Origin of the sequence: Klenkia sp. PcliD-1-E (assembly GCF_024124375.1) — a bacterium.
Classification (GTDB): domain Bacteria; phylum Actinomycetota; class Actinomycetes; order Mycobacteriales; family Geodermatophilaceae; genus Klenkia.
This window is the reverse complement of sequence record NZ_JAMXRZ010000053.1, coordinates 1-15,894: the sequence shown is the minus strand read 5'-3', so window position 1 is coordinate 15,894 and position 15,894 is coordinate 1. Positions and strand designations below refer to the sequence as shown.

Annotated in this window: 17 protein-coding genes; 11 read left to right on the top strand and 6 right to left on the bottom strand. The window is 74.4% G+C overall.

The window, feature by feature from the left end; translation table 11 throughout:
• The first annotated feature begins 16 nt into the window (after positions 1–16).
• The 7 genes from NH342_RS12195 (at position 17) to NH342_RS12165 (ending at position 7,561) form a co-directional block, all read left to right on the top strand.
• Positions 17–805: a GntR family transcriptional regulator gene (locus NH342_RS12195; protein ID WP_253015145.1), complete on the top strand. Its 789-nt coding sequence runs from the start codon at positions 17–19 to the stop codon at positions 803–805.
• Positions 802–1,650, top strand: coding sequence for a polysaccharide deacetylase family protein (locus NH342_RS12190; RefSeq protein WP_253015144.1), 849 nt, complete (start codon positions 802–804; stop codon positions 1,648–1,650). The genes NH342_RS12195 and NH342_RS12190 overlap by 4 nt, the downstream gene beginning before the upstream one ends.
• Positions 1,651–1,754: 104 nt before the next feature.
• Positions 1,755–3,005 (top strand): NRAMP family divalent metal transporter, encoded by a 1,251-nt coding sequence (locus NH342_RS12185; protein WP_253015143.1) that lies wholly within the window; start codon positions 1,755–1,757, stop codon positions 3,003–3,005.
• 11 nt (positions 3,006–3,016) lie between these two features.
• A complete protein-coding gene (locus NH342_RS12180; RefSeq protein ID WP_253015142.1) occupies positions 3,017–3,883 on the top strand; it encodes a xanthine dehydrogenase family protein subunit M in 867 nt (288 codons plus the stop codon).
• The gene (locus tag NH342_RS12175) at positions 3,880–6,201 is read left to right on the top strand and encodes a molybdopterin cofactor-binding domain-containing protein (protein ID WP_253015141.1); all 2,322 of its coding nucleotides are present in this window, start codon (positions 3,880–3,882) and stop codon (positions 6,199–6,201) included. Before NH342_RS12180 ends, NH342_RS12175 begins: the two co-directional genes overlap by 4 nt.
• The gene (locus NH342_RS12170; protein ID WP_253015140.1) at positions 6,198–6,683 is read left to right on the top strand and encodes a (2Fe-2S)-binding protein; all 486 of its coding nucleotides are present in this window, start codon (positions 6,198–6,200) and stop codon (positions 6,681–6,683) included. Before NH342_RS12175 ends, NH342_RS12170 begins: the two co-directional genes overlap by 4 nt.
• 35 nt (positions 6,684–6,718) lie before the next feature.
• Positions 6,719–7,561: a fumarylacetoacetate hydrolase family protein gene (locus NH342_RS12165; RefSeq protein ID WP_253015139.1), complete on the top strand. Its 843-nt coding sequence runs from the start codon at positions 6,719–6,721 to the stop codon at positions 7,559–7,561.
• 300 nt (positions 7,562–7,861) lie between these two features.
• Here the strand turns inward: NH342_RS12165 and NH342_RS12160 are convergent, their stop codons facing one another.
• Both NH342_RS12160 and map read right to left on the bottom strand, forming a co-directional pair.
• The gene (locus NH342_RS12160; RefSeq protein ID WP_253015138.1) at positions 7,862–8,194 is read right to left on the bottom strand and encodes a hypothetical protein; all 333 of its coding nucleotides are present in this window, start codon (positions 8,192–8,194) and stop codon (positions 7,862–7,864) included.
• 109 nt (positions 8,195–8,303) lie between these two features.
• Positions 8,304–9,080: a type I methionyl aminopeptidase gene (gene map / locus NH342_RS12155; protein WP_253015137.1), complete on the bottom strand. Its 777-nt coding sequence runs from the start codon at positions 9,078–9,080 to the stop codon at positions 8,304–8,306.
• Between the two features lie 35 nt (positions 9,081–9,115).
• Between map and NH342_RS12150 the strand changes: the two genes are divergently transcribed.
• Positions 9,116–9,382 carry a helix-turn-helix domain-containing protein gene (locus tag NH342_RS12150; protein WP_253015136.1) on the top strand — a complete coding sequence of 89 codons (267 nt, stop codon included), beginning with the start codon at positions 9,116–9,118 and terminating at the stop codon, positions 9,380–9,382.
• 1 nt (position 9,383) lies between these two features.
• Positions 9,384–10,040 (top strand): hypothetical protein, encoded by a 657-nt coding sequence (locus NH342_RS12145; RefSeq protein ID WP_253015135.1) that lies wholly within the window; start codon positions 9,384–9,386, stop codon positions 10,038–10,040.
• Here the strand turns inward: NH342_RS12145 and NH342_RS12140 are convergent.
• Positions 10,009–10,875 (bottom strand): NAD-dependent epimerase/dehydratase family protein, encoded by an 867-nt coding sequence (locus NH342_RS12140; RefSeq protein ID WP_253015134.1) that lies wholly within the window; start codon positions 10,873–10,875, stop codon positions 10,009–10,011. The two genes, NH342_RS12145 and NH342_RS12140, sit on opposite strands and share 32 nt — an antisense overlap.
• 7 nt (positions 10,876–10,882) lie before the next feature.
• Positions 10,883–11,434 (bottom strand): dihydrofolate reductase family protein, encoded by a 552-nt coding sequence (locus NH342_RS12135; protein WP_253015133.1) that lies wholly within the window; start codon positions 11,432–11,434, stop codon positions 10,883–10,885.
• A 104-nt stretch (positions 11,435–11,538) separates the two neighbouring features.
• Between NH342_RS12135 and NH342_RS12130 the strand changes: the two genes are divergently transcribed.
• Complete coding sequence (locus NH342_RS12130) at positions 11,539–12,021, top strand: hypothetical protein (RefSeq protein WP_253015132.1); 483 nt, start codon at positions 11,539–11,541, stop codon at positions 12,019–12,021.
• A gap of 99 nt (positions 12,022–12,120) precedes the next feature.
• On the opposite strand, the gene NH342_RS12125 is transcribed toward NH342_RS12130, so the two are convergent.
• Both NH342_RS12125 and NH342_RS12120 read right to left on the bottom strand, forming a co-directional pair.
• The gene (locus NH342_RS12125; protein WP_253015131.1) at positions 12,121–12,984 is read right to left on the bottom strand and encodes an ATP-binding cassette domain-containing protein; all 864 of its coding nucleotides are present in this window, start codon (positions 12,982–12,984) and stop codon (positions 12,121–12,123) included.
• Entirely contained in the window at positions 12,981–13,298 is a 318-nt protein-coding gene (locus NH342_RS12120) for a hypothetical protein (RefSeq protein WP_253015130.1), read from the bottom strand. Before NH342_RS12120 ends, NH342_RS12125 begins: the two co-directional genes overlap by 4 nt.
• A gap of 157 nt (positions 13,299–13,455) precedes the next feature.
• Here NH342_RS12120 and NH342_RS12115 point away from each other — a divergent pair.
• Positions 13,456–15,894 (top strand): DEAD/DEAH box helicase (locus NH342_RS12115; protein ID WP_253015129.1); only part of this gene is annotated, 2,439 nt, incomplete at its 3' end.

Sequence of the window (15,894 nt, the reverse complement as noted above, 5' to 3'; positions counted from 1 at the left end):
TCTCCGCGACGCAGAGGTGCACCGTCAGAGGGGATGCGCGAACCCGACTGTCGTTTCCCTCGACGTGACCCTTGCCACTGCATCGATCAGATCATATATTTGTGCCATGCCGATCAGGTCGACCGAGATCCACAGCGCCGTGCGGCGCCGCATCCTGGAGGGCGAGTTGCAGCCGGGACACCGCTTGGTCATCCGGCGGATCGCCGAGGAGTTCGGCTGCAGCGACATCCCGGTGCGCGAGGCGCTGCGGGGCCTGGAGGCCGATGGCTTGGTCGAGGTGCTGCCCTACCGCGGCGCCCAGGTGAAGGTGTTCCACCCCGACGAGGTCCGTGAGGCCTACCTGATCCGTGGACACCTCGAGAGCCTGGCCACCGGTGCAGCTGCCGACTTCGTCGACGACGCCACCCTGGGCCAGCTCCAGATGTTGATCGAGCAGATCGACGAAGTGCTCGACGCCGACGACGTCGTCGCCTACAGCCGGCTCAACCGTGAGTTCCACGAGGTGGTGTTCTCGGCCTGCCCGCACCGACGTCTGCACGACCTGATCGCCAAGCTCTGGGACGGTCAGGTCGGCCTGGTGACCGTGTTGCGGTTGAAGAAGGATCGGCTGCGGCGTTCGAACGACGAACACCGGGCCATCCTCGAGGCACTGCGTCGCCGCGACGGCGACGCCGCCGCCCGCCTGGCGCTGGAGCACAAGCTCGGCGTCGGTGATGACCTGGTCGCCGCCCTGATGGCCGAGGAACGCCGCGTCGGAACCTGCGAAGCGACCGCCACCGACCCCACCGCGGAGGTCCAGCCGTGACCCAGTCCGAGACCCATGTCCTGCAGCTGCCCGAGGGCAAGCGCACCGTCGTCCTGCTCAACATCGCCTACGAGTGCTGGGCGCCCGACCGGGTCCCCGGTCTGGGCCCGATGGGCAACCCGTTGCCGGCCGGCGTGTTCGATCACAACGCCGCCTCCTTCGGCGACTACGCCTGGCGTGAGGGCATCTGGCGCCTGCTGCGGGTTCTCGAGACCCGGGGCGTGAAGGCGACCGTGTTCGCCAGCGGCCGGCTGGCCGAGCTGTCGCCCGGGTCGCTGCTCGCCGCCCGCGACGCTGGCCACGAGATCGCCCCGCACAGCTGGACGCAGGACGTCATCCCCGCCGTCCTCGACGAGGACGCGGAGCGGGCCAACCTGCAGCGGACCCTCGACGGGTTGGGCTCGGTGGTGGGCCGTGACGCCCTCCACGGGTGGCTCAGCCCGCGCTGCACCCCCAGCGCAGTGACCGGGAAGCTGCTGGCCGAGGCCGGGCTGCAGTGGTTCTCGGACGTGTTCGACCGCGACGCCCCGTACCGCACGCCCGAGACCGGCGACCTGGTGCACCTGCCGTTCACCATGGACGTCAACGACCTGCCCAGCTATATGAAGCACGGGCAGCCCCCGCGCCGCCTGTTCGAGACGTTCCTCGACACGCTGGCCTGGACCGACGAGCACGAGACCGGCCGAGCGCACCTCGACGTCACCGTGCACGCCCACGTCTTCGGCCGACCCTACGGCGCCTGGGTGCTCGACCAGATCGCTCGCACCGTCGCCGAGCGCGACGACGTCTGGGCACCCACCCGCCACGAGTACGCCACCTGGTTCACCGAGCACGTCCCCGCCTGAGCAGCACCGCTCGACCCGCACCACCCACCACCGGCCGGCCGCACCCGCGACCCGCCGTCCCCACGCGTGCGACGACGACGTCCACGCTCCCGAGAGGCACGGCCATGAGCACACCCGTGGACACCGCACAGCAGGGCAATCGCGGTCGCCTGGCGACCGGCGTCGGGTACTTCCGGCAGTCCGGCCCGGCCTGGCTGGCCGGCGGCCTGAACATCGGCGGCGCGTCGGTCACCAACGCCGTCATCCTCGCCTCGGCCACCGGGCTGGTGTTCGGCTGGGTGGTCATCCCGGCCGTCGTCGCGATCTGGGCGGCCACCTACGCCTGCGTGAAGATCGCCGTCGTCGCCCGCAAGAACCCGCTCGCCGTCATGCGTGACGAGGTGCACCCGGCGCTCGCCTGGGTCAACGGCGGGGCGGTGCTGCTGGTCAACCTGGTCTTCTACACGATCAACATCGTGCTGGGCACCTCGGCGCTGCAGCTGGTGTTCCCGCAGCTCGGCGCCCGGGCGTGGGGCGTGGCCATGGTCGGCGTCGTCGCGCTCATGGCGCTCTTGCCCGGCCGGATCAAGGTGGCCGAGAAGCTGCTGCAGGTCTTCCTCTACATCCTGGCGCTGACGTACGTGGTCGCGTTGTTCATCGTGCCGGTCGACTGGAGCGGCGTGGGGGAGATGTTCACCTTCTCCCTCCCCACGGACCAGAACACGGTGCTTCTGTTCACCGCTGTGCTGGGTGCTGCGCTGGCCATCAACGTGCCCACCATCCAGAGCTACGGCACGGTCGAGCGGAAGTGGGGAACCGATCGGTTGCCGCTGATCAGGTTCGAGACCGGCATGCTCAACCTGCTGCTGATGTTCGTGTCCCTCGCCGTCATCGTCGTGGTCGGCTCGACCCTGTACCCCGCGGGCATCACCGCGACCAGTGCGGTCACCGCCGCCGAGTCCCTGCGCCCGGTCACCGGTGATCTCTCGGCGATCTTGTTCGCCATCGGCCTGCTCGGTGCAGTGCTCACCACGGCCGTCGTGCAGACCAGCGTGGCGGGCTACGTCGTGTCCGATCTGTTGCGCTGGCCCGCAGGTCTGAAGGACAAGAAGTTCAAGGCCGTGCAGGGCGTCATGGTGCTCATCGGGTTCTCCGTGCCCTTCCTGGGGTGGAACCCCTTCGACTGGGCCTCCTGGGGCTCGGCGTTCAACGCCACCTTCATGCCCATCGGCGTGGGCACGTGGTGGTACCTGGTCAACAAGAAGTCCCTCATGGGCGAGCACCGGGCCGGCAGGGGCATGAACACGGCGCTGGCCGTGAGCATGCTCATCTGCCTCGTCACCGCCGTCCGCTTCTGGTACGTCACCTTCAGCTGAGAGGAACCACCGTGCTCATCCCCCGTGGGTGCACCCTCGAACGCCCGGTCGACCTCGACGGTGCGGTCGCCCTGCTCGCCGCCGACGAGGACGCCCGTCCCGTCGGCGGCGGGGTCTCCCTGACCCTGCTGCTGCGCAACGGCTTCGCGGCACCCGGCCTGCTCGTCGACCTCGGCCGGCTCCGGGGTGACCTGCGGGGCATCCGTCGGGACGGCGACGGCACCCTGCACATCGGCGCGCTCACCACGCTGCGCGAGGTCGAGACCTCGCCCCTGGTGGCCGAGCACTCCCCGGTGCTGGCCGCGGCATGCACCTGGCTGGCCAGCACGCGCATCCGCAACACCGCCACCCTCGGTGGCCACCTGGGGCACGCCGACCCGCACCAGGACCTGCCCCCGGTGCTGCTGGCCCTGGGCGCCCAGGTCGAGGTGGCCGGCCCCGCGGGGCTGCGCACGCTGCCGCTGGACGACCTGCTCGTGGGCTACTACGAGACATCGCTGGAGCAGGGAGAGCTGATCACCGCCGTCCGGGTGCCCGCCGCGGCGACGCCGGTGCGGGGCAAGTACGTCAAGACCACCGCCCGCACCGTCGAGGACTGGCCCGCGGTCGGGGTCGCCGTCCGGGCCGCCGTCGTCGAGGGCCGGGTCGCCGAGGCCGATGTCGCTGTCGGGTCGGTGACGGTGCGCGCCCACCTGCGACCCGCCGTCCGCGACCTGCTGGTCGGCCAGGTGCCCACCGACGAGCTGGTGTCCGAGGCCGCCCGCACCGCCGCAGAGGGCCTGGAGTACGCCAGCGACTCCTTCGGGAGCGCGTCGTACAAGCAGACCGTCGTCCGGGTCACCGCCCGCCGCGCACTCCAGGAGGTGCTCGCACCGTGAAGTCCACCGTGGGCCACTCGGCCACCCGCACTGAGGGCGTCGCCAAGACCTCCGGCCGGGTTTCCTACATCCACAACCTCGCCGTGCCCGGGATGCTGCACGCCAAGCTCGTGCGCAGCCTCGTCGCGCACGCCACCATCTCCTCGATCGACACCGAGGCGGCCCGCGCCGTCCCCGGGGTGCACGCGATCATCACGGCCGCCGAGGTGCTCACCGTGCTGCCCGACCCCTACTTCGGGCCCGCCTTCCACGACCAGCCCGTGCTCGCCGTGGACAAGGTGCGCTTCGTCGGCGAGCCGGTCGCGGTCGTGCTGGCCGACGACGTCCGGGCCGCCGAGGAGGGCGCCGCGCTGGTCGACGTCCAGTACGACGAGCTGCCGGCCGTCTTCGACGAGGTGGCCGCCGCCGCCCCCGACGCCCCGGTGCTGCACGAGGAGCTGCGGCCGGGCACCGCCTTCGCCGACCTCAAGCACCTGAAGGGACGACGGGACACGAATGTCGCGCTTGACTACCAGCTGCGGCGCGGGGACGTCGACGCCGCCCTCGCCGCCGCCGACCACGTGGTGACGCACACCTTCACCACCCCGGCCATCGCGCACGCGCCGCTGGAGCCGGTCGTGGCCATCGGCCAGGTCGCCGACGACGGCGGGCTGATCATCCATTCGGCCACCCAGAACCCCTCGATCGCCCGGCTGGAGGTCGCCCGGCTGTTCGGGCTGCCGGAGTCGATGGTGTCCATCCGCACCGGGTTCCTCGGCGGCGGCTTCGGCGCCAAGCTCTACCCCAAGCTCGAGCCCCTCGTGGCCGTCTGCGCGGTGCTGGCCCGCCGCCCGGTACGGCTTGCGCTGTCGATGGAGGAGACCTTCTCCACCCTGACCCGGCACGCCAGCACGATCACCATCACCAGCGGGGTCGACGCGGACGGGACCATCGCGGCCCGGCGGGTCGACGTGTGGTGGAACGGTGGCGCCTACGCCGACATCGGGCCGCGGGTCACCCAGAAGGCCGGCCTCACCGCCGCAGGGCCCTACCGGATCGCGAACGTGGCCATCGACTCCCGTGCGGTCTACACCAACCTGCCCCCGGCCGGGGCCATGCGAGGGTTCGGTGTCCCGCAGGTTGCGTGGGCCTACGAGCGGCACACGGACCTGCTGGCCCGTGAGCTGGGCCGGGACCCGGTGGCCTTCCGGCAGCAGAACCTGCTGCACCGCGGGGCCGAGCACCACACGGGCACGGTGCTCGCCGACACCGCCAACGAGGAGGTGCTCGCTGAGCTGGTGCAGGCCATGGACCTGGACCGCCCGATCGAGCGCAGCCAGGGCCCGGTCCGGCGCGGGCGCGGCATCGCGATAGCCCTCAAGGCCGTGGTCACGCCCAGCACGTCGGGTGCGGTGGTGCGTCTCAACGCCGACGGCAGCGCCTCGGTGCAGTGCCCCACCGTCGACGTCGGGCAGGGGTCCATGACGGCGATGGCACAGCTGGTGGCCGAGACCCTCGGCCTGCCCGCGAGCCGGGTGCGGGTGACCCACGCCGACACCGACACCACGCCCTACGACACCGGAACGCTGGGCTCGCGCTCCACCTACCACGCGGGCAACGCGGTGGTCGGGGCCGCGACGGCGGTCCGAGAGGAGCTGCTGGAGGTCGCCGCTCCGCTGCTCGGCGCCCCCGTCGAGGACCTCGAGGTCGAGGGCGGCGAGGTGCTGGTGCGCGGTGGCCAGGGCCGGATCAGCTTCCGCGACGTGATGGTCAGCCGGGTCGGCGTGCAGGCCGGCAGCATCACCCACGCCCACGAGTTCACCCCGGACTACACCGCACCCGACCCGGAGACCGGCCAGTCGCCGCGGATCACCGCCTTCTGGATGACCGGCGCCGCCGGGGCCGAGGTCGAGGTCGACACCGAGACCGGGCAACTGCGGGTCACCCGGCTCGTGGTGGTCGGCGACGCCGGACGGGCGCTGAACCCCGAGCTGGTGCGCACCCAGTTGACCGGCGCCGCGGTCATGCAGCTGGGCATGAGCTGCTCCGAAGAGCTCACCCACGACGAGGACGGCCAGCTCACCAGCCCCGGCCTCGGCTTCTACAAGGTGCCGGGGTTCCTCGACGTCCCACCGATCGAGTGCATCGTCGTCGAGGTGCCTCAGCGCGACGGCCCCTACGGCGCCAAGGGCGTGGGGGAGACCGGCACCTTCGCCGTCGCCCCCGCCCTGGCCAACGCCATCGCCGACGCGACCGGTGCCGATCTGCACGCCTTGCCCATGACCGCCGAACGGGTGCTCGCCGCCATCGAGGCGACCACCGAGGAGGACCAGCCGTGACCGAGCACCTCGAGCTGACCGTGAACGGTCGCGCCGAGTCGTTGGACGTCGACCCCGGCGAGACGCTGCTGGAGGTGCTGCGCGAACGCCTCTCGCTGTACGGCGCGCGGGAGAGCTGCGCGCAGGGCGTCTGCGGCACCTGCACGGTGCTGGAGGACGGCCGCTCCACCGCGTCGTGCGTGCGGCTGGCCGTGTTGGTCGACGGCGGAAGCATCGAGACCGTCGAGGGCCTGGACGCCGGCGGGGTGCGGCACGCGCTGCAGGACGCCTTCATCACCCGTTTCGCATTTCAGTGCGGCTTCTGCACCCCCGGGATGCTCATGGCGGCCAAGGAGCTGCTGACCGAGAATCCCCAGCCCACGCGCACCGAGATCCGCGAGCACCTGGCCGGCAACATCTGCCGCTGCGGGGCCTACCCCGAGCTGGTCGACGCCGTCGAGGCCGCTGCCGAGCTGCTGGCCAGCCAGGGGGACGCTTCGTGAGGGTCGTGGGGACAGCAGGGCCGGACGGTGTCCGGGTGGCCGCCCTCGCCGCGGACGGAGCCACCGTGCGCGACGTCGCCGCGCTGGAGGAGTTCTGGGCCGACCCTGCCGCGTTCCTGGCCGCTCCGGCGACCGGCCCGGCCAGGTCGGTGGGCGAGGTCGAGCTCGTGCCGCCGGTGCTGCCCGGGGCTCGGGTCATCTGCATCGGGCTGAACTACTTGAAGCACGTGGCCGAGGGGTCCTTCAGCGACGAACCACTGCCCGAGCACCCCACCCTGTTCGCCCGGTGGACGGCCTCGCTCACCGTCGACGGGGCCGACGTGCCCGTACCGGCCGACGAGGACGGTCTGGACTGGGAGGGCGAGGTGGTGGCGTGGGTGGGAGAGACCCTCGTCGACGCCACCCCGGAGGAGGCGCTGGCCGCGGTGGTCGGTTACTCGACCTTCAACGACATCACGGCCCGGCGGGCCCAGAAGCTGACCAGCCAGTGGATCCTCGGCAAGAACGCCGACCGGTCCGGGCCGCTGGGCCCCATGGTCCCGGCGGCCAAGGTCGGTGACCTGCGCGAGGGACTGCGGGTGCAGACCAGGGTGAACGGGCAGCTCGTCCAGGACGGGTGCACCGACCAGATGGTCTACGAGGTGGGGGACACCCTGTCCCTCATCAGCCGCACCCTCACCCTGCGACCCGGAGACCTGCTGGCCACCGGTACTCCTTCAGGGGTCGGCTACGCGCGGACCCCGCCGTGGCTGCTGCAGCCCGGCGACGTCGTCGAGGTCGAGGTCGACCGGTTGGGCGTGCTCACCACGCGGGTCGTCGGCAGCGAGGCCCGCCTCACGGCCGCGACCCGAACCCAGGAGACCGCTACCCTGGGCTGACTGCACCGCTGTGGAGCGGCTCCTCACGGGCCGTTCGACGTCAGGTGCTGGCGCGCGCTGCCGCCCTGGTTGCCGGCTTCGAGGTCACCAGATCGACCGGGTGGGGGCGCCACCAGCGTGCCCTCGTGCGCCTGGGTGCCGCGGCCTGTGGTCCCCCGTGCCTGAAGCGGAAGCCGTCACGAACCGCGGTCATCGTGGGGGCGGGTTCATCGTGCTCGGCAGCGAACCCCTACCGCCCCCGCCGCCCCGCCGAGTGACAGCTCAGCGCGCGTGGGTGGGCCCGCGACGAACGCTGAGGTGTCAGTCGGTGCCGCGGCGGCGCGGCTGCGCCCAGTGCGGCAGGTGGAGCAGCTGCCACCGCGCGCGCTGGACGAGACGGCCGCGCCGGGTGGTGGGCCGGGGGAGGAAGGTGAGCCCGTCCCTGGCCTCGACCATCGGTGAGCCGGGCTCGTCCTGCGCGACGGCCCGGTCGTCGGCCGCAGCCGCCTCGGCGCGGGCGTGCAGGCGGGCGCGGACGTCGTCGGGCGTGTAGGCCCGGCGCTGCCGCTCGTCGCGGGCCAGCACCACCCCGGTGGCCGCCACCCCGGCCAGACCGGCGAGCCCGAGCAGCTTCCCGACCGTCCCCGCACGCATGCCCGGCACGGTAACCGCTGCCGCCGCCCGGGTTGAGCCGCGCCGGCGCCCCCTGGTCCGGGTCACGGCGCGGCCGGAGGGGCGCCCACGCGGGTGGAGCCGCGCCGGGTCAGCGTCGGCTGGGCAGGGTGAGCACCTCGACGCCGTCCTCGGTGATGGCCACGGTGTGCTCGCTGTGCGCGGTCAGGCAGCCGGTGGCGCTGCGCAGCGTCCAGCCGTCCTCGTCGGTCACCAGCTCGTCGGTGTCGGACATGACCCACGGCTCCAGCGCCAGCAGCTGACCCGGGCGCATCTTCATCCCGCGCCCGGCCCGGCCGTCGTTGGGCACGTGCGGGTCCTGGTGCATGGTCGTGCCGATGCCGTGCCCGCCGAACTCGGTGTTGACCGAGTAACCGGCCCCGCGCAGCACCTCGCCGATCGCCGCCGACACGTCACCGAGCTTCACGCCGGGTCCGGCGGTCTCGATGGCGGTGGCCAGCGCGCGCTGGGTGGTCTCGATCAGCCGCACGCTCTCCGCCGGGCGGGAGTCGCCGACGACGAAGCTGATCGCGGAGTCCGCGGCCACCCCGCCCAGCACGACGGCGAGGTCGAGGCTGAGCAGGTCGCCGTCGCGCAGGTCGTAGTCGTGCGGCAGGCCGTGCAGCACGCCGTCGTTGACCGAGGTGCAGATGTAGTGGCCGAACGGGCCGCGGCCGAAGGAGGGCGCGTAGTCGACGTAGCAGGAGGTGGCGCCGGCGCCGAGGATCATCTCCTTGGCCCAGGCGTCGATCTGCAGCAGGTTCGTGCCGACGGTCGCCCGGTCGCGCAGGCCGTACAGGATGTCGGCGACCAGCGCGCCGGTCTCCCGGGCGCGGGCGACCTGGGAGGGGGAGAGGATCTCGATCACGCCGGCCATGTTATCCCGGTACTAGTATCCCGCCCATGGTCCGGTTGCCCCTCACCCCCGACGACGTCGAGCGCGGCCGGCGGCTGGGCGCACTGCTGCGCCGGGCGCGCGGCGGGCGCACGCTGCTGGACACCGCGCTGGCCGCCGGCATCTCCCCGGAGACGCTGCGCAAGATCGAGTCGGGCCGGGTGGCCACGCCGGCGTTCACCACCGTCGCCGCGGTGGTCGCCGAGCTCGGCCTGTCGCTGGACGAGGTCTGGGCGCAGGTGGCCCACCCGGCCGGCACGTCGCTGGCGTCCTGAGGTGCTCACCCTCGACGCCGCGGTGGACCTGACCCGCACCGGCGACGTCTGGCTGTTCCGCGGCGCCTCGGTGGCCGACCGGGCCATCCAGACGCTGACCAACTCCCCGGTCAACCACGTCGGCATGGCGGTGGTGCTCGACGACCTGCCGCCGCTGCTGTGGCACGCCGAGCTCGGCAGGTCCCTGCCCGACGCCTGGACCGGCACGCACCAGCGCGGGGTGCAGCTGCACGACCTGCGCGACGCCGTCCAGGTGTGGCGGCAGAAGTACGGCCAGCGGGCCTGGCTGCGCCAGCTGGTCGGCCCGGCCGACGACGGCGGGGTCACCCCGGCGATGGAGGACGCCGTGCTGCGCGCGGTGGCCCGGCACGACGGCCGGCCCTTCCCGACGACCCTCCGGCTGGTCCGGGGATGGGCCAGCGGCCTGGTCAACCGCCGCACCGCCGCCGAGACGATCTTCTGCGCCGAGCTGGTCGCGGCGACCTACACCGCGATGGGCCTGCTGCCCGACGACCGGCCGCTGAACTCCTACGACCCGGGCAGCTTCTGGTCCGGTGACCGTCTCGAGCTGGTCGACGCCCGGCTGGGCCCCGAGGTCGCCGTCGACGTGCCGGCCACCGGCCCGTTCAGCCCCGCAGGCGGCCCAGCAGCTCGGTGAGGGTGGGCTCGGTGGGGGCCCAGCCCAGCTCGCGGCGGGCCTTGTCGCCGGTGGCCTGCTGGTCCAGCAGCAGCGCCCCGCCGAAGGCGCCCAGCCGCTCCAGGGTGGACTCGTCGGAGGTGCCGACCGCGCGCACGCCGGCCGCCTCGGCGATCCCGGCCACCGTCGGGTTGTCGCCGTTGACGCCCAGGTAGGTGCTGCCGGCCGGGCCGTGGGTGAGGGCGAGCACGTAGAGCCGGCCCAGGTCGGCCGCGTGCACCGTCGTCCAGTGCTGCTGGCCGCTGCCGGGGAGCAGCAGGGCGCCGTCGTCGTCGGTGGGGCCGCCCAGCACGGCGCCGGTGATGCCGGCGACCTGGCCGTCGCGCTCGGCGTAGACGATGCCCGGCTCGACCAGGATGCCGCGCACGCCGTGGGCGCCCGAGGTGACCCGGTTGTCCAGCGGCTCGCGCCAGGCAGTGAGCTCGGGGGCGTCGCGCGGGGTGTCCTCGTCGACGGTGCCCGAGCCGTGCACCCAGACGCCACCGGTGTGCACGTAGGGCTTGCCGCTGCCGGCGATCGCACCCAGCACCGCGTCGAGGAACGCGGCGTCGACGTCGGCGCTGGTCGCGTCGCCGGGCGAGGCGGTGTGGACGATGCCCTCGGCGGCCGTGGCCTCGCGGGCCAGCAGGTCGGCGTCGGTGAGGTCGCCGCGGACCGCGGTCGCGCCGGCCGCCTCGACGGCCGCGGCGGAGGAGTCGCTGCGCGCCAGCGCGCGCACGGTGTGGCCCTCGGCGACCAGGGCCGCGAGGACGGAGGAGCCGACGAGCCCGGTGCCACCGGTGAGGAAGACGTCCATGCTCCGCTCAAGTCGTTGCGCCCTGGGACGATTCCCTGACCCGGTAGGTGGTCTGCACCATGCCGCCGCCGAGCACCTCGGTGGACACGTGCTCCAGGTCGACGTCGTGGGGGAGCGGGCCGAACAGGCTGAACCCTTCGCCGACCAGCACCGGGACCCGGGAGAGGGTCAGCGTCTGCACCCGGCCGCGGGCGAGCAGCTGGCGCACCGTCGACCCGCCGTCGAGGTAGACCCGGGCGTACCCGGCGTCGTCGAGCGCGGCCACCGCGTCCTCCAGCGACCGGTGCACGGTGACCCGGCGGTCGGCGCGTGGGTCGAGGGTGCTGCTGACCACGTGCACCGGCTTGCCCTGGTAGGGCCACTCCTCGACGGGGGCGATCACCCGGTAGGTGCCCCGGCCCATGAGCAGGGCGTCGACGGAGGTGACGAAGTCGGTGAAGCCGGCGTCGCCGGGCTCGCCCGAGCCGTCGGTCCGGTCGAGGAAGTCGAGGCCGTCGTCGGGGCGGGAGATGAAGCCGTCGACGCTCATGCCGAGGAACACGTGCCCGGTGAATCCCATGCGGCACGGAATCACGCACCTCCGACAGAACCGCTCTGCCCACTTCGGGGGATCCGGTTCCGATTGCACACAACCTTCACCTGCGCCGCACCGACGATGCACGCATGACCACCACGCTCACCGCGCCGGCCCCGGTCGCGTCCCTCGACGCGGCGCTGCTGCCCGGCCCCACCGCCCTGCACCACCGCATCGAGGACCGCCTGGCCACCGTGGCCGAGCGGCCCGCCTCACTGGTGGTCATCGGCCTGCTGCGCAAGGACACCGGCTGGCCGCTGTCCACCGGCGCGCTCACCACCGTCACCGCACTGCTCGCCGGCGCCCTCCGGGGTGAGGACTGGCTGGCCCGTGAGGACCACACCGAGTTCGGTGTCCTCGTCGAGGGCACCCCGGCCGCCGCCGACGTCGTCGCCGCCCGGATGGCCGGCGTCGTCACCGGCGCGGTCACCGGCCTCATCGCCTGCGCCGGGGTCGCCACGCTGGAGCAGGGGCTGACCGCCCACGAGGTCGAGCGCCGCGCCGTCCTGTGCCTGGACGCCGCCCGCCACCGCGGCGCCAACGCCGTCGTGCACTACTCGGGCACCCGCTGAGCGGCCCCCGCTGACCCGGCCGCCCGGCCCTGACCCCGCCGGGCGCCCGCACCGACCCCGCCGGCACCGGGTGTTCCCCCGCCCCCGGTGCCGGCGGCCTCAGCCCGCCGCGACCCTCACCCTCGCATCGAGGGTGAGGGTCGTGTCGTCGTGCCCGGCCAGCCGCTCGTCGTGCGTCACGCACACGACCACCCGCCCCGCCAGTGCGGTGCGCAGATCGGCGACCAGTCGGTCCGCGGTCGGTCGGTCCAGGTGGGCCGTGGGCTCGTCGAGCAGGACGACGTCCCGGTCGGCGAGCAGCGCGCGCGCCGCCGCCAGCCGGCGGCGCTCCCCGCCGGACAGCGCCGTCCCTCCGGCACCGACCGGGGTGTCCAGGCCGTCGGGCAGCCCGGCGACCAGTCCGCCCAGGCCGCAGGCGTGCAGCGCGGCGAGCATCGCGTCCTCGCCGACCTCGCCGCGGGGCCCGGCGAGCGCCAGGTTGGCCCGGATGGAGGACGCGAACACGTGCGCCTCCTGCGGCAGCCAGGCGATCGCCGACCGGACGTCGTCCCCGGTCAGCGTGCCGGCCGGGACCCCGGCCAGGTCGTAGCGGCCGGCGCGTGGCCGCAACGAGGCCATGAGCACCGCCAGCAGGGTCGACTTGCCCGCCCCCGACGGCCCGCGCACGACCAGCCAGCCGTCCCGGTCGGCGGTGAGGTCGACGTCCCGCAGCACGTCCGGTCCCCCGGGCCAGCCGGCGGCCAGCCCGGCCGCGCCCAGCCGGTCCACCGGGGTGGGGACGGCGGCGGGCTCGGCGGGGTCGACGGCCACCGGTGCGTCGACGACGGCGTCCAGCCGCGCGCGGACGGCGTCCAGGCGCTGCTGCCAGGCACGCAGCCGGACCGGGGCCTCGCCCAGTGCCGCGGTGGCGGAGCGCAGCGCGGGCAGGTCCCAGGCCTCGACCGCGGCCAGGCTGCCGGTCACCGGGCGGTGGGCGCGTACCGCCCGGTGCCCAGGCGCTCGGTGAGCAGCCCCTCGAGCGCGCGGTAGGAGGCGAGCGCGGAGGCCAGCGTCTGCGCCACCGCCGTCGCCCGGTCGGCCACGGCGCCCACCGCGCCGGCGGCGAGCTGCCCGGCGGCGGTCAGCTCCACGGCGGCCGGCCCGCCCAGCGCTCCGCCGAGCCTGGTGCCGTCGCGGGCCAGGTCCTGCCCGTCGGCGGAGAGCTCGGCGCCGAGGCCGGTCAGCTGGGTCACCAGCTCGCCGACGGCGTCCAGCTGCAGGGTCACGGTGTCGGGCACGGGGTCTCCTCGGCTGCGGGGACCGCCGCTGCGGTCCCGGTCCGCGCACCCTCGCGGCGGGCACCGACGGCGCGCGGGCCGTCGTCCACACCCGGGGACGGTGTCCACAGATGCGGCTGCCACCTGGTGGGTTGCCAGCGGGTGTGACAGTGGAGCGGTGACGTCGGCCGCCGCACCGCTGCCCCGGGAGCTCCCGGGCGACGAACTGCTCGACGCGCTGCTGGCCGGCACGCCGGACGAGGACACCCCGGTCACCCACGTGCACCGGCTCCCGGTCCGGCAGGCCGCGCACGGCAGCTGGCCGGCCTGGACGCCGCCGGAGCTGCGGGAGCGGCTGGTCGCGCGCGGGGTGCGCGAGCCCTGGGCGCACCAGGTCGCGGCCGCCGAGCTCGCGCACGACGGTCAGCACGTCGTCGTCGCCACCGGCACCGCGTCGGGCAAGTCGCTGGCCTACCAGCTGCCGGCGCTGGCCGCGCTGGCAGCCGACCCGCGCGCCCGCGTGCTCTACCTGGCACCCACCAAGGCCCTGGCCCGGGACCAGTTGGCCGCGGTCGCGGGCCTGGCCCCGGCCGACGTCCGGCCGGCCGCCTACGACGGGGACACCCCGCAGGAGGACCGGGAGTGGGTGCGCCGGCACGCGCGGTGGATCGTCACCAACCCGGACATGGTCCACCGCGGGATCCTGCCGGCCCACCAGCGCTGGTCCTCCGTGCTGCGGCGGGTGGCCTACGTCGTCGTCGACGAGTGCCACGCCTACCGCGGGGTCTTCGGCTCCCACGTCGGGCACGTGCTGCGCCGGCTGCGGCGGGTCTGCCGCCGCTACGGCGCGGACCCGGTGTTCCTGCTGGCCTCGGCGACGGTGGCCGACCCCGCGACCGCGGCGTCCCGGCTGGTCGGCGCCCCCGTGGCCGCGGTGACCGAGGACGGCTCACCCCGCCCGGGCGCCACGTTCGCGCTGTGGGAGCCGCCGCTGACCGAGCGGACCGGTGAGCACGGCGCCCCGCTGCGCCGCTCGGCCGCCGCCGACGCCGCCGGCCTGCTGGCCGACCTGGTGCAGCAGGGCGCGCGGACGCTGGCGTTCGTGCGCTCGCGGCGGTCGGCGGAGTCGGTGGCCGACCAGGCACGCCGCGTCCTGGTCGACCGGGGGCGCGCCGACCTGGCCCGGCGGGTGGAGTCCTACCGGGGCGGTTACCTGCCCGAGGAACGCCGGGAGCTCGAGCGCGCCCTCTCGGCCGGGGACCTGCTGGGCGTGGCGACGACGAATGCGCTGGAGCTGGGGATCGACATCGCCGGGCTCGACGCCGTCCTGCTGGCCGGGTACCCCGGCACGCTGGCCTCGCTGTGGCAGCAGGCCGGCCGCGCCGGGCGGGCGCAGCGGGAGTCGCTGGTGGTCTTCGTCGCCCGCGACGACCCGCTGGACCACTACCTGGCCCACCACCCGCAGGCGGTGTTCGGCCGGTCGGTCGAGGCCACCGTCACCGACCCCACCAACCCCTACGTGCTGGGGCCCCAGCTGTGCTGCGCCGCCGCCGAGCTGCCCCTCACCGAGGACGAGCTGGAGGTGTTCGGCGGCGAGCCGGCCCGGGAGGCCCTGGACCGGCTGGTCGCCGAGGGCCAGCTGCGCCGCCGGCCCACCGGCTGGTACTGGGCCGGCCGCGGACGTCCCGACGTGGACATCCGCGGCTCGGGCGCCGAGCCGGTCTCCATCGTCGAGGGCGCGACCGGCCGGCTGCTGGGCACGGTGGACGGCGACGCGGCGCACTCGGCGGTGCACACCGGCGCGCTCTACGTGCACCGCGGGGAGACCTACGTCGTCGACGAGCTCGACGTCGAGGACGCGTGCGCCGCCGTCCACGCGGAAAGCCCGGAGTGGACGACGGTGGCCCGCGACGTCACCGACCTGTCGATCGTCGACGTCGACACCACCCGCCGGCTCGGCACCGTCACCGCGCACACCGGGACCGTGGACGTGACCAACCAGGTCGTGGCCTACCAGCGGCGGCGGATCGGCACCGGCGAGGTGCTCGCGGAGTTCCCCCTCGACCTGCCGGCCCGGCAGCTGCGGACCCGGGCCGTGTGGCTGACCCTCGACGAGCGGGCCCTGCAGCGCGCCGAGCTGGGCGACCGGGAGCTGCCGGGCTCGCTGCACGCCGCCGAGCACGCAGCGATCGGCATCCTGCCGCTGCTGGCGACCTGCGACCGGTGGGACCTCGGCGGGGTGTCCACGGCCCTGCACCCGGACACCGGGCAGGCCACGATCGTGGTCTACGACGGCCACCCGGGCGGGGCGGGGTTCGCCGAGCGCGGGCACGCGGTGCTGCGCCGCTGGCTGACCGCGACCCGGGCCACGGTGGCCACCTGCGAGTGCGAGTCGGGCTGCCCGTCGTGCGTGCAGTCGCCCAAGTGCGGCAACGGCAACGACCCGCTGGACAAGGCCGGTGCGGTGCGGGTGCTGGACGTGGTGCTCGACGAGCTGGCCGCCGCCGGCGACGTCGCGCCCCCCGAGGAGGACACCGGGGACGGCCCGGGCGACCCGCGGGGCCCGGGCGGTCCGTTCGCGCAGGCCCGGGCGGGGACCTCGGCCGCGCACTCCCGG